The following is a 13445-nucleotide window of genomic DNA, read 5'->3' as shown; positions in this document are numbered from 1 at the left end:
CACTTGACGCGGGTTTTCCGGCCCGCCGGTCGCGATAGGTGCGCGAAACGCAGGGGTTTACATAGATAGTTAGCGTATGCAATTATTCGTATCCGTGAGTTCCGCCGACCCCGCGTTCCGAGACCTGTTAGTGCAGCTGGTGAGCAACGCCCATCGCTTCACCCGGCTGGCATCCGCCGTCGCCCACGACGACCGGCCCCGACCCTGGATGCGGGCACTGTCCCTGCTCGAGGAGCAGGGACCGCTGCGGATCAGCACGTTCGCGCGGCTCGACAGTTCGTCGCAGCCGTCCGCGACCGCGCTGCTCAAGCGGCTCGGCGAGGAAGGCCTCGTGTCCCGGCACCCCGACCCCGACGACTGTCGTGCGGTTCTCGTCGACATCTCCGACGCGGGCCGACGCTGGCTCGTCGAAGGCCGGCACGCCATCGCCGACGATCTGACTCCGTACTTCGCGCACCTCGAACCCGCACAGATCGCACTGCTCACCGAGGGACTCGGAGAACTCCGCACCATCATCCGGTCCGCCGCCGTGGACCGCACGACACACCCGAGGAGGGATACGTGAGCACCACGACCGCGCCCACCGCCGCGAGCCCCAAACCCAGCATCCTGCAGCAGCCGAAATCCGTGTGGGCCGTCGCCTTCGCGTCCGTGATCGCTTTCATGGGCATCGGCCTGGTGGACCCGATCCTCAAGCCGATCGCCGAACAGCTCGACGCCACCCCGTCGCAGGTGTCGCTGCTGTTCACCAGCTACATGCTGGTCACGGGTGTCGCAATGCTGTTCACCGGCATGATCTCGAGCCGCATCGGCGCCAAGAAGACCCTGCTGTGGGGTCTGGCGATCATCGTCGTCTTCGCGACCCTCGCCGGCGCGTCGAGCACGATCGACCAGATCGTCGGATTCCGGGCCGGCTGGGGTCTGGGCAACGCCCTGTTCATCGCGACCGCGCTGGCCGCGATCGTCGGTGCCGCGAGCGGCGGCGTGGCTCGCGCGATCATCCTGTACGAGGCGGCGCTCGGTATCGGTATCGCCGTCGGCCCCCTCGTCGGCGGCGTCCTCGGCAACATCAGTTGGCGCGCACCGTTCTTCGGTGTCGCCACCCTCATGGCGATCGCGTTCATCCTCATCGTCGTCATGCTGCCGACGGCCCCGAAGCCGCAGCACAAGACATCGCTGGCCGCCCCGTTCCAGGCACTGCGCCACCGTGGCCTGCTCACCGTCGCGATCACCGCACTGCTGTACAACTACGGCTTCTTCACCCTGCTCGCGTACACCCCGTTCCCCCTCGACATGGGCACGTACGCAATCGGTTTCATCTTCTTCGGCTGGGGCCTGGCGCTCGCCGTGGCCTCGGTGTTCCTGGCGCCGCGACTGCAGCGCCGCTTCGGCACCCTGCCGGTGATGGTCGCCGCCCTGAGCCTGTTCGCACTCGACCTCGCCGCGATGGCGCTGTTCACCGAATCCAAGCCGGTCCTGATCATGTGTGTCGTCCTCGCCGGCCTGTTCCTCGGCGTCAACAACACCCTCATCACCGAGACCGTGATGATCTCCGCGCCCGTCGAACGTTCCACCGCGTCGGCCGCCTACAGCTTCGTCCGCTTCGTCGGCGGTGCCGCCGCCCCGTACGTCGCCGGCAAACTCGGCGAGCACAACGTTCACATGCCGTTCTGGGTGGGCGCGATCTGCACCGTCGCCGGCATCGCCGTGCTCATGTCCGGGCGCAGAGTCCTCACCCACGTCGACGACCACGATCCGGCCCCGCACAGCATCGAGGAGGCCACCGCCGTCACCGTCGGCGACGCCGACTGACATTCGAGTCCCGCTCCCCCGCGTTTCGCGCACTTGTCGTGGATTTCCGGCCTTCCGAGGCGCGACAAGTGCGCGAAACGCGTCGAGGGGCAAGGCGGGCAGCATTGGGCGGGTGGTTGGTCGGGTCAGGACAGTCGACGCGCCGGCGCCGACGCCGTGACCGTCGCGAAGGCCGGGTCCGGGTGATGCCGCTCCGCCGCGAGTCGTCGCGCATGCTCGACGACGTCGGCGGTCCGATCGGCGGGGACGAGGGCGATCGCGGAGCCACCGAAGCCGCCGCCGGTCATGCGGGCACCGAGCGCGCCCGCTGCCATGGCCGCTCCGACGGCGGTGTCGAGTTCGGGGCACGACACCGCGAAGTCGTGGCGCAACGACAGGTGCGATGCGGTCAGCAGCCGTCCGAACTCCGCGAAATCCGTTGCCTCGAGGGCCGTCACGGCGAGCCGGACGCGGTCGATCCCACTGATCACATGCCATGCTCGACGCCGCAGGACGTCGTCCTTCAGCGACCGCACCGCGTCTGCGCCGTCGTGGCCCCGGTCCGCGAGCTCCCGCAGCGATGCGACACCGAGGCGTCGGGCCGCCCGCTCCACCGCGGATCGACGGTTCGCGTACTGTCCGTCGACGAGCCGGTGCGGGGTTCGGGTGTCGATCACGAGCAGTTCGAGCCCGTGCGCGGACGGATCGAACGGCACGTGTCGCGTCTGCCCGGACGCGGAATCCACCAGCAGTGCATGGCCTTCCACGGTCAGCAGCGACGCCGCCTGGTCCATGCCGCCGGTCGGTGCGAGAGCGATCTCGTTCTCGGCGCGCACGCAGGCCGCGGCGAGCACCGTCCGGTCCGTGTCCGACGACACGGCCGCGGCGAGGCTGCATTCCAGGGCCGCGGAACTCGACAGCCCCGCCCCGATCGGCACGCTCGACACGAAGACTGCATCCACCCCGCCCCGCTGGCCGAGCGCCCACAGCACCCCCGCCGGATATGCCGCCCACCCGGCCGGGCACCCCGGACCGACGGCGTCGATACGCCCGTCCCACGACTGCCCGGCCGTCGACCGCAACCGGATCACTCCGTCGGTGCGGGGTGCGACGGCGACGACGGTGCTGTGCGGCAACGCGATCGGCAGGCACAGCCCGCCCGCATAGTCGACGTGCTCGCCGATGAGGTTCACCCGGCCCGGCGCGGCCCACACGAACTCCGGCTCCGCACCGAACTCACGCATGAACAACTCTGTTGCGGCCGAACAGAGTTCACTGTCGGAAATCGGGCGGAACCACATGGTCACGGCGCGACCTCCCGGAATCGCTGCGCGATGGTCTCGGGGGTGGTGTCGGAGATCCACGCGCCCATCCCCGACTCGGAGGCGGCGAGGTACTTCATCCGGTGCGGGGATCGCATGAGGGAGAACACGTGCAGGTACAGCCGACCGAGATCGCGCCCCGCTCCGACGGGCGCCTGGTGCCAGCCGGCGATGTACGGCAGCCGGTCGACGCCGTCGAAGAATCGGTCGAGCCGCCCGAGGACATCGAGATAGACGTGTGACAGTTCCTCGAGTTCGGCGTCGTGCAGTTCGGTGAGATCGGCGACGTCCCGGCGGGGCGCGACGTGCAGGTCGACGGGCCAGCGCGCGGCCGCCGGCACGTACGCGGTCCAGTGCTCACCGTCGACCACGATGCGGGTGCCGGCGCGACGTTCGGCGTCGAGCATGTCACGTAACAAGTTGCGCCCCGTACAATTTCGATGCTGCGCCGCCTGTCGCAGCAGTGTCGTCGTGCGCGGCGGCAGCTCGGGGTAGGCGTAGATCTGGCCGTGCGGGTGCGTCAGCGTCACCCCGATCTCGGTGCCCCGGTTCTCGAAGCAGTACACCTGGGCGACGTCCGGCCTCGCCGACAGCTCGCAGGTCCGGTCGCGCAGCGCCTCGAGCACCGTGCGCACGCGGCCCGGCGTCAACTGCGCGACACTGCGGTCGTGGTCGCTCGTGAAACTCACCACCTCGCAGCGACCCGCGGCCGGCCGCTGTGGCCAGAGGCTCTCCCCGTCGACACATTCCGCGACCGGAAGATCGGATCCCAGTGCAGGGAAACGGTTCTCGAATACGACGACGTCGTAGTCGGCGGCCGGGATCTCCGTCGCCGGGCGTCCCGGCCGCGTCGGACACAGCGGGCACTCGTCGTCGCTCGGCAGGAACGTGCGAGTCATCCGGTGGGCCGCCGTCGTCACCCACTCGCCGGTCAACACGTCGTACCGCATGGTCGACGCCACCCGTACCGGATCGAGCGCCCGGCCGTCGGAGACGTCGCGGGCCGGTAACGGTGCCGTGTCGTCGAAGTAGATCAACTCGCGCCCGTCGGACAGACGGGTGCGGGTGGTGCGGATCGGCATGAACCCACGATAAGCGGACCCCCGGGTTCGATGACGCCTCCGTGGCTGTGCCACCATGCACACGGCTATTTTTCCGACACCCTCGGTTACAGATAGCCGGGGGAATGCACCACCACGGGGGATACACATGAAACTTCGCAACCTTGCCGTGCGCGCACTCGGCGCCGCGGCCGTCACCACTGTCGCCGTCACCGGCATCGCCGGAACCGCGTCGGCCGCACCGGCGCCGGCGCCGCTCGTGCATCTGAGCCTCAACGGTCCGACAATGCCCACTCTCGGGCAGAACGACTTCTGCACCGGCATCATCGACACTGCCGTCGAAACCGACCCCGCGCGCCCCGGCGTGGCCACCATCGCACTGACACCGCGCGGCATGCACGGCGTCGGTCCGGGGTGGGAACAGAACCGAACGTGCCGCGTGCAGGTCTCGATCGTGTCCAGCCAGGGACTCTTCGGTCGCGAACTCCGTGAGGTCGAGATCCTCTCAGGGGAAGCTCCCGGGCCGACCGTCCGCACCGAGATCTACCCGGGACCCGGTGTTCAATCACTCACCGTTGTAGCAGGTTGGATCAACCCGTGGTTCCAACTCCGCCCGCAGATGTCCGTGCCCGTCCAGGGGTACTACCTCGCCCCCTGACCACCCACCTCACGAGCTGAAGGGACCCTTTGTTCGCCAGGAGCGCACAACGGGTCCCTTCAGCTGCAAAGGCGAAGCTCAGTTCAGCCCGAGGTCCCCGAGTCCGAGGAGCGAGCGGTATTCGAGGCCTTCGGCGGCGATGACGGCGTCGGCGCCGGTGGCGCGGTCGACGACGGTGGCGACGCCGACGACGGTGGCGCCGGCGTCACGGAGGGCCTGGACGGCGGTGAGCGGCGAGTTGCCGGTGGTGGTGGTGTCTTCGACGACGAGGACACGTTTGCCGACGATGTCGGGGCCTTCGATCTGACGCTGCATGCCGTGGGCTTTGGCGGCCTTGCGGACGACGAAGGCGTCGATGGGGCGGCCTTCGGCGTGCATGACGGCCATGGCGACGGGGTCGGCGCCCATGGTGAGTCCGCCGACGGCGTCGAAGTCCCAGTCGGCGACCAGTTCACGCAGGAGGGAGCCGATGAGGGGGGCGGCGCGGTGGTGGAGGGTGGCGCGGCGCAGGTCGACGTAGTAGTCGGCTTCCTTGCCGGACGACAGGGTCACCTTTCCGTGCACCACCGCCAGCTCGCGTACCAGCGCAGCGAGCTCGTCGCGATCGGTCATCTGCCGTTCTCCCATCACCGTGTCGGGCAGTTCTTGGTCGTGCCAAAGCCTAGCGAGGAAGCCACGTCACAGTGCTTTCGGCCCTCATGCGGCGGTCTCGTCGGCCGGGTCGTCGAACCGCTCGCCGATGTGGGTGGCGTCCGATCCCGTGACATCCGATCCCGTGACATCCGATTCCGTGGCGCCCACCGGTGGGACCGCGAGGAGGGTGGCCTCGAACAGCGGGGCCTCGCCGATGCCGGCGTGTTTCCCGAGGAGGTTGGCGGGGAAGGTGGTCAGTGCCCGGTTGAGGCTGCGGGCCTGGTCGTTGTAGACGCGGACGGCGCCGGCGAGCCGCTGTTCGGTGAGGTCGAGTTCGTGGGCGGGACGGACGAACGCCCAGTCGTTGGTGAGCTGCGGGTAACGTCGTGCGGTCGCGAGGACGGACTGCAGGGCGTCGGTGAGGGCTTTCTCGGCGCCCGCCTGCCGACCCGGGTCGAGGTCTTCTTCGCGGATGCGCATGGCGAGGGCGCGGGCACCGGTGACGGGGGCGACGAAGTCGCGGCCGACGGTGTCGGCGGCGGCGAGGATCAGCCCCGGAATGTATTCGTAGCGCCGGTCGAGTTCGGTGTGGACGAGTCGGAGGGAGGTGTCGACGTTCGACGCATCGCGCCGTAACCGGTGCAGGCGTGCCACCACCCACGCCACGCAGGCCACGCAGGCCACAACGAAAACAAGGACAACAAGAGACACAACAACCACAGCAGCGGAATCTACTAAGACGACGCGCCCGGTGCTATCCCGGACCGGTCAGGTGGCCGACTCGTGCTCGTCGTCGAACGACTCGTGTGCCACCGGACGGCCCGGGTCGTGGACGGTCGCGGTCGGCGACGGCATCGTGGCCGGCGGCAGGACCCGCAGCATTCCGGACAGGCGTGCGACGGTCTCGATGGCGGCGTCCCAGTCGCGGCCCGAACTGCCGATCGGCAGCGAGCCGAGCGTCCACTCACCCTCGCTCCACAGCATCTGCAGCTGCGGCGGCACCGTCTCGGTGAACGACACCATCCGCTGGTCACACACGCGGCGAGCGATCTCGAGGTCGGTCGCGAAGACGACACGGGGGCCGATCGCACCGAGGAGATTGAGGTCGGTGTCCCGCGGCGGCGGCGTCGACTTGAGGCGCAGGTCGATGTCGACGTCGGAGCCGACGCTGCGGTGCACGGCGACGATCGTCGCCGAGTCCCCGAGGTCGAACAGGACGAAGGAATCACCCCGCCGGGTACCGCGCACGACGTCGACCGCACCGAGGTACTCCTGCTTGGCGAGCGCCGCGCGATGCCACCGTGACGGCAGCTCCTCGTCGGCGGTGACGTACGTGTAGCCCTGCGCCTTCGCCCAGATCTCCCGGACGCGACCGGTCTGGTCGCGTCGCGTGCGATCGACATAGAGCAGTGCCACAGCACCCAGGAGCGCTATCGCTGCCAATCCGAACCACATAGCCGTCATCGGTGGTCAGCCTAGCCACTCGACGGCCCGATCCGGGTATCCGGTGCCGCGCGTCAGTTCCCGAAGTCGGGAAGCGTCGTCCCGATGATCAGTTTTGCCGTGAGGGTCCCGTTCTCCACTGTGTCGCCCTGCACCAGGACGGACTCCCCCGGCTTCAGATCCGCCACCGAGCGGGCGGTCAACGAGATGAGCGTGGTGTCGGCGGTGGTGCGGACGGTGACCTGCGAACCGCCGAGTCCGTCGAGAGTGAGGGTGCCGCCGTCGTTCGCGGTGATGGTGCCCATCGCGGTGCCGGCCTTGCCGATCAGTTCGCCGACACCACCGGGGACGCCCTCGAACGGGGACGTCGTGTCCGGCGCGGTCGTCTGACCCGGAGCTTTCGTGGTGGGCTGCGGCGGCGCGAGCCGGCCCGTCGTGGGGGCGGCTGCGGTCGGGGTGTCCTCGGAGCCGCCGCCGGAGACCAGCAGGCCAACGATCAGCCCGAGCGCCAGCAGCACGACGCCGGCACCGACGGCCGCCCACAGTCCCACCTTGTGCCCCGACTTCGGGCCGGGGGCGGGGTCGAAGGCAGGCTGCTGCCCGGGCGGCGGATAGCCGCCGGTGCCGTAGTAGGTGGGGTACGCCTGGGTCGGGTTCGGCGGGGCTGCCTGCGGGTCGAGCCGCGGATCGTACGTCGGGTAGGTCTGCGTCGGATTGGTCTGCGTCGGATTGGGTGCCTGCGCGCCGTACGCCTGGTAGGGGTCGGGCGTGGAGTACTGCACCGTCGGCTGTTCGGGTGCGCCTACGGCCCCGATCTGCCGGGTCGCGTCGTCCTCCGGGCGCGCCCACTGCACGGTCGCCTCCGGTGTCTGCTCGGCCGGGTCGTAGGCGCGTTCCTGCGGGGTGCGCGGATCGTCGGGGTTCGTCATGACGGGCTCCCATTCGTCGACTGCTGCGACCTTCCGGCCGAAACCACAGCGTAGAGCCGGACTCTGAGAGCCGTCTGAAGCCTCGGGCGTCTACTGGCTGCGGAACTTCTCCATGTCGCGACGCTCCCGTTTGGTGGGCCGGCCGGCCCCGCGGTCGCGTCGCGGGATCGACGCCACCAGTTCCGGCGTCGGCGCAGGCGGGCTGTTGTCGATCAGGCACTGCGCCGCGACCGGCGGGCCCACCCGCTTGGCGATCGGCCGGACCACCACGACGATCCGTTCGACGCCTGCCGCGCGCACCCGCACCTCGTCGCCCGGACCGATCGTGGTGGACGCCTTCGCGGTGGCACCGTTGACACGAACGTGTCCGGACCGGCACGCGGACGCGGACTGCGAACGGGTCTTGAACAGGCGCACCGCCCACATCCAGCTGTCGACGCGCGCGCTCTCGGAGGTCGAAGTGGTCACGTCGACCAGGCTACCGACCGGGACGAACGTCCCCGCCGAAGGGAAACGACCCGCTGGGCGGGACGGCCCGGTGCCGGGGCCGTTCGCACCGCCATAGCGTGAAATTCGACGCCCGAGGGGTGAGGTTTCCGGGTCTTGTCGGCCCGCGCTCGTGGAAGGACTTTCTCGTGAACGAACAACTGTCGGTGGACGCGTCGTACGACGTCGTGGTGGTCGGCGCCGGTATCGCCGGACTGTATGCGCTGCACCGGTTTCGGCAACAGGGCCTGACTGTCCGCGCCTTCGAGGCGGCGTCCGGGGTGGGGGGTGTCTGGTACTGGAACCGCTACCCGGGTGCCCGCTGCGACGTCGAATCCGTCGACTACTCGTACTCGTTCTCCCCCGAACTCGAGCAGGAGTGGGACTGGAGCGAGAAGTACGCGACGCAGCCGGAGATCCTGCGGTATCTCGAGCACGTCACCGACCGCTTCGACCTGCGTCGTGACATCACGTTCGACACCCGGGTCACGTCCGCGACGCTCGACGAGGACACGCTGCGGTGGACGGTCCGCACCGACCGCGGCGACGCCGTCTCGGCACGGTTCTTCGTGGTTGCTGCCGGGCCGCTGTCGAACGCGAACACGCCGGCCTTCGACGGCCTGGATACGTTCTCCGGCAACGTCTTTCACACCGCGCACTGGCCGCACGAGGGTGTCGACTTCACCGGGCAGAAGGTGGGGGTGATCGGCACCGGGTCGTCGGGGATCCAGTCGATTCCGCACATCGCCGAGCAGGCCGAGAAGCTGTTCGTCTTCCAGCGGTCCGCGAACTACAGCATCCCGGCCGGCAACACGCCCCTCGACGACGCGGCGCGTGCCGAGCAGAAGGCGGACTACCCGGAGCGGCGACGCCTGTCGTGGGCGTCCGGCGGTGGCTCCCCGCACCGACCGCACCCGTCGAACACGCTCGACGTGTCCGAGGACGAGCGTCGCGCCGCGTACGAGCAGCGCTGGCAGCTCGGCGGCGTCCTGTACTCCAAGACGTTCCCCGACCAACTGACCGACCGGGCCGCCAACGAACCCGCACGCGTGTTCTGGGAGGAGAAGATCCGGGCCGTCGTCGACGACCCGGCGATCGCCGACCTGCTGATCCCCACCGATCATGCGATCGGCGCCAAGCGCATCGTCACCGACAGCGGCTACTACGAGACGTACAACCGGGACAACGTGGAGTTGGTCGATCTGAAGGCGGCGCCCATCGTCTCGATCGACGGGGACGGCTTGAACACCACCGACGCGCACTACGCTCTCGACGCGATCGTGCTGGCCACCGGATTCGACGCCATGACCGGCTCGCTCGAGAAACTCGACATCGTCGGCCGCGGTGGCCGCCCCCTGCAGGACGTGTGGGCCGCGGGCCCGCGCACCTATCTCGGGCTCGGCATCGACGGCTTCCCGAACTTCTTCAACCTCACCGGCCCCGGCAGCCCGTCCGTGCTCGCGAACATGGTGCTGCACTCCGAACTGCACGTGAACTGGGTGGCCGACGCCATCGCCTACCTCGACGACCGCGGCGCCACCAGCATCGAAGGCACTCCCGACGCCGTCGCCGACTGGGTCGACGAATGCCGCACCCGCGCCGAGACGACACTGCTCAACACCGCGAACTCGTGGTATCTCGGCGCCAACATTCCCGGCCGGCCGCGCGTGTTCATGCCGTTCATCGGCGGCCTCGCTGCCTACAGCGCGATCATCGCCGAGGTCGCCGAGGTCGGGTACAAGGGGTTCACGATCGAGTAGGCGCCCGCCCCGTCGGCACGCCTACGATCGGTACGCACACGATCCGGGCCCGACGGGGAGGCGACGACAGTGACCGGCACATCCGGCGACGGTGAACTGAGACTGAGCGACGACGAACGCCTGCATGCGCTGAACTCAATCAGCGAGCACTATGCGGCAGGGCGGTTGGACGTCGACGAGTTCTACGAACGCACCGGCAGCATCGCATCGGCCCGCACGCTGGACGTCGTGCAGCCGTCGTTCCGGGATCTGCCCGGCGGGGTGCCGTTGCGTGCGTCCGGTGGCGCGATCGACAAGGTGCCGTTCACCGTCGGCGACACCGCCGGCATCGCCGCCGCCGCACCGGTTCCGTCGAAGAGCACCGAGTCCGAACTCGCATCGCTGCTGCGGCGCGGCAAGTGGATCGAGTCGCTCGACTGGCTGATCCTCGGTCTCACGCTGGTGTCGTTCCTGGTGTTGAACAACGTCGTCGACTGGGACTACGCGTGGGTGGTGTGGCCGAGCCTGATCGTCACGCTCGGTCTGCCCCGGATGATCCTGGGATTCAGTGATTCCGACGAGGAGATCTACGAGGAACTCAAGGAATCCGAGGACGCGGACCGCAAGCAGCGGCTGCGTCAGGCCGCCGAGCGGATCAAGGAACTCGAGTCCTGACGTGTGGTGCGCCTGTCCGGTAGTGGTCACTACCGGGCAGGCGCACCGCGCGTTCTATCCGAGCACCAGGTTCTCGCCGTTGTCGGACACGACCACCGGGACGGTGTCGCCGTCGCGGACGGTGCCGGCGAGCAGCAGCTTGGCGAGCTGGTCGCCGATGGCCTGCTGGATGAGCCGGCGCAGTGGGCGCGCCCCGTACAGCGGGTCGTAGCCGCGGACCGCGAGCCAGAACCGCGCCGAGTCGGACACCTCCAGGGTGAGTCGGCGGGCCTGCAGCCGGGTGGCGAGCTGGTCGAGCTGGATGTCGACGATCGACTCGAGTTGCTCCTCGGACAGCGGATCGAACACGACGACGTCGTCGAGCCGGTTGACGAATTCCGGCTTGAACGCCGTCCGCACCGCCGCCATCACCTGGTCCCGGTCACCCCCGGCCCCGAGGTTGGAGGTGAGGATCAGGATGGTGTTGCGGAAGTCGACGGTGCGGCCCTGCCCGTCGGTGAGGCGGCCGTCGTCGAGGACCTGCAGCAGGATGTCGAACACGTCCGGGTGTGCCTTCTCGACCTCGTCGAACAGTACGACGGAGTACGGGCGGCGCCGCACCGCCTCGGTGAGCTGGCCGCCGGACTCGTAGCCGACGTAGCCGGGGGGTGCACCGACGAGCCGTGCCACCGAATGCTTTTCGCTGTATTCGGACATGTCGATGCGGACCATGGCGCGTTCGTCGTCGAACAGGAAGTCCGCCAACGCTTTCGCGAGTTCGGTCTTGCCGACGCCGGTGGGTCCGAGGAACAGGAACGATCCGGTGGGCCGGTTGGGGTCGGCGACGCCGGCGCGGGCCCGCCGGACGGCGTCCGACACCGCTTGCACGGCTTCGGTCTGCCCGACGACACGCTTGCCGAGTTCGGTTTCCATCCGCAGCAGTTTCGCGGTCTCGCCCTCCATCATGCGGCCGGCGGGGATCCCGGTCCAGGCGGCGACGACGTCGGCGACGTCATCCGGGCCGACCTCTTCCTTGAGCATGACGGCACCGTCGGACGCGCCGTGCGACGCTTCCGCGGCAGCGGCCAGCTGCTTCTCCAGTTCGGGGATGCGGCCGTACCGCAGTTCGGCGACCTTGCCGAGGTCGCCGTCGCGTTCAGCACGCTCCTCCTCGCCGCGCAGCGTCTCGAGCTGTTCCTTGACGCCGCGCACCGAGTCGATGGCGTTCTTCTCGTTCTGCCACCGGGCGGTGAGCTGGCTCAGCTTCTCGCGTTCGTCGGCGAGTTCCTCACGGAGTTTGACCAAACGATCCTTCGAGGCGTCGTCCGTCTCCTTGGCGAGGGCCATCTCCTCGATCTCGAGCCGGCGGACGATGCGTTCGACGGAGTCGATCTCCTCGGGACGCGAGTCGATCTCCATGCGCAGCCGGGACGCGGCCTCGTCGACGAGGTCGATCGCCTTGTCCGGCAGGAAGCGCGACGTGATGTAGCGGTCCGACAGGGTCGCGGCCGCAACGAGAGCGGAGTCGGTGATCCGCACACCGTGGTGCACCTCGTAGCGTTCCTTGAGTCCGCGGAGGATGCCGACGGTGTCCTCGACGGACGGCTCGCCGACGAGGACCTGCTGGAAGCGGCGTTCGAGAGCAGCGTCCTTCTCGATGTACTTGCGGTACTCCTCGAGGGTGGTGGCACCGACGAGCCGCAGCTCACCGCGGGCGAGCATCGGCTTGATCATGTTGCCGGCGTCCATCGCCGACTCGCCGGTGGCACCGGCCCCGACGATGGTGTGCAGTTCGTCGATGAACGTGATGACCTGTCCGGCACTGTTCTTGATGTCGTCGAGGACGGCCTTGAGGCGTTCCTCGAACTCGCCGCGATACTTGGCCCCGGCGACCATCGACCCCAGGTCGAGGGATACGACGGTCTTGCCGCGCAACGACTCCGGGACGTCGCCGGCGACGATGCGCTGCGCGAGACCCTCCACGATCGCGGTCTTACCGACACCGGGCTCACCGATGAGGACCGGATTGTTCTTAGTGCGGCGGCTCAATACCTGTACGACGCGGCGGATCTCGGTGTCACGTCCGATGACCGGGTCGAGCTTGCCCTCACGTGCGCGGGCGGTGAGGTCCGTCGAATACTTCTCGAGCGCCTGGTAGCTGCCCTCCGGGTCGGGACTGGTGACGCGGGCGCTGCCGCGGACCGCGGTGAACGCGTCCCGCAGGGCCGCCGGGGTGGCGCCGTGGCCGGTGAGGAGCGTGGCGACGTCGGACGCCTCGGACGCGAGTCCGACCATGACGTGCTCGGTGGAGACGTACTCGTCGTCGAGTTCGGTGGCGAGATGCTGGGCGGCGGTGATCGCGGCGATCGCTTCCCGGCCGAGCTGCGGCTGCGTGGTGGCACCGGTGACCTGCGGCAGCCGGTCGACGAGCGACTGCGCCTCGCGACGGACCACCGTCGGGTCGACGCCGACGGCCTTGAGCAGCGGTGCGGCGATGCCGTCGGTCTGGTCGAGCAGGGCGACCAGCAGGTGTGCGGGCCGGATGTCGGGGTTGCCCGCTGCGGAGGCGGACTGCAGGGCGGCCGTCAGCGCGGCCTGGGTCTTGGTGGTGGGAGAGAACGAGTCCACTGGTCACCTTCCTCGAAACGACGAACAAGATCATTGTGCCTGGGTGAAGCGTTCCACCCGGCCTGTCGTTCTGCTCAACGCACGAAAGGTTGAGTCTGTTC

General features: G+C 68.9%; 13 protein-coding genes. 5 read left to right on the top strand and 8 right to left on the bottom strand.

What is annotated here, in order from left to right; all coding sequences use genetic code 11:
• Positions 1-94: 94 nt before the first annotated feature.
• Both E0497_RS06600 and E0497_RS06595 read left to right on the top strand, forming a co-directional pair.
• Complete coding sequence (locus E0497_RS06600; protein WP_137723989.1) at positions 95-565, top strand: MarR family winged helix-turn-helix transcriptional regulator; 471 nt, start codon at positions 95-97, stop codon at positions 563-565.
• Entirely contained in the window at positions 562-1812 is a 1251-nt protein-coding gene (locus tag E0497_RS06595; RefSeq protein ID WP_137723988.1) for an MFS transporter, read from the top strand. Before E0497_RS06600 ends, E0497_RS06595 begins: the two co-directional genes overlap by 4 nt.
• Before the next feature lie 125 nt (positions 1813-1937).
• On the opposite strand, the gene galK is transcribed toward E0497_RS06595, so the two are convergent.
• Complete coding sequence (gene galK / locus E0497_RS06590; protein WP_170312900.1) at positions 1938-3092, bottom strand: galactokinase; 1155 nt, start codon at positions 3090-3092, stop codon at positions 1938-1940.
• Between the two features lie 2 nt (positions 3093-3094).
• Entirely contained in the window at positions 3095-4195 is a 1101-nt protein-coding gene (galT, locus tag E0497_RS06585) for a galactose-1-phosphate uridylyltransferase (RefSeq protein WP_170312891.1), read from the bottom strand.
• Between the two features lie 127 nt (positions 4196-4322).
• Here galT and E0497_RS06580 point away from each other — a divergent pair, with 127 nt between their 5' ends.
• Complete coding sequence (locus E0497_RS06580) at positions 4323-4832, top strand: hypothetical protein (RefSeq protein WP_137723986.1); 510 nt, start codon at positions 4323-4325, stop codon at positions 4830-4832.
• A 78-nt stretch (positions 4833-4910) separates the two neighbouring features.
• Here E0497_RS06580 and pyrE read toward each other — a convergent pair whose 3' ends face one another.
• The 5 genes from pyrE to E0497_RS06555 all read right to left on the bottom strand — a co-directional run bounded on the left by pyrE (position 4911) and on the right by E0497_RS06555 (position 8305).
• Positions 4911-5444, bottom strand: a complete 534-nt coding sequence (gene pyrE, locus E0497_RS06575) for an orotate phosphoribosyltransferase (RefSeq protein ID WP_137723985.1) — start codon at positions 5442-5444, stop codon at positions 4911-4913.
• Positions 5445-5528: 84 nt separating this feature from the next.
• A complete protein-coding gene (locus E0497_RS06570; RefSeq protein WP_241665752.1) occupies positions 5529-6131 on the bottom strand; it encodes a LemA family protein in 603 nt (200 codons plus the stop codon).
• A 102-nt stretch (positions 6132-6233) separates the two neighbouring features.
• The gene (locus E0497_RS06565) at positions 6234-6920 is read right to left on the bottom strand and encodes a type III secretion system chaperone family protein (RefSeq protein ID WP_137724083.1); all 687 of its coding nucleotides are present in this window, start codon (positions 6918-6920) and stop codon (positions 6234-6236) included.
• 62 nt (positions 6921-6982) lie between these two features.
• Positions 6983-7837, bottom strand: coding sequence for a DUF5666 domain-containing protein (locus E0497_RS06560; protein ID WP_137723984.1), 855 nt, complete (start codon positions 7835-7837; stop codon positions 6983-6985).
• A 90-nt stretch (positions 7838-7927) separates the two neighbouring features.
• Positions 7928-8305 carry an RNA-binding S4 domain-containing protein gene (locus E0497_RS06555; RefSeq protein ID WP_277751668.1) on the bottom strand — a complete coding sequence of 126 codons (378 nt, stop codon included), beginning with the start codon at positions 8303-8305 and terminating at the stop codon, positions 7928-7930.
• Between the two features lie 167 nt (positions 8306-8472).
• Here E0497_RS06555 and E0497_RS06550 point away from each other — a divergent pair, with 167 nt between their 5' ends.
• Both E0497_RS06550 and E0497_RS06545 read left to right on the top strand, forming a co-directional pair.
• Positions 8473-10083 carry a flavin-containing monooxygenase gene (locus tag E0497_RS06550; RefSeq protein WP_137723983.1) on the top strand — a complete coding sequence of 537 codons (1611 nt, stop codon included), beginning with the start codon at positions 8473-8475 and terminating at the stop codon, positions 10081-10083.
• A gap of 69 nt (positions 10084-10152) precedes the next feature.
• Positions 10153-10737 carry a DUF1707 SHOCT-like domain-containing protein gene (locus E0497_RS06545; protein WP_137723982.1) on the top strand — a complete coding sequence of 195 codons (585 nt, stop codon included), beginning with the start codon at positions 10153-10155 and terminating at the stop codon, positions 10735-10737.
• 54 nt (positions 10738-10791) lie between these two features.
• On the opposite strand, the gene clpB is transcribed toward E0497_RS06545, so the two are convergent.
• A complete protein-coding gene (gene clpB / locus E0497_RS06540) occupies positions 10792-13344 on the bottom strand; it encodes an ATP-dependent chaperone ClpB (protein ID WP_137723981.1) in 2553 nt (850 codons plus the stop codon).
• Positions 13345-13445: the final 101 nt, after the last annotated feature.

It is taken from the genome of Prescottella subtropica (assembly GCF_005434945.1).
Taxonomy (GTDB): domain Bacteria; phylum Actinomycetota; class Actinomycetes; order Mycobacteriales; family Mycobacteriaceae; genus Prescottella; species Prescottella subtropica.
Note: the sequence above shows the minus strand (reverse complement) of the source record. Positions and strands in the feature narration are given on the sequence as shown.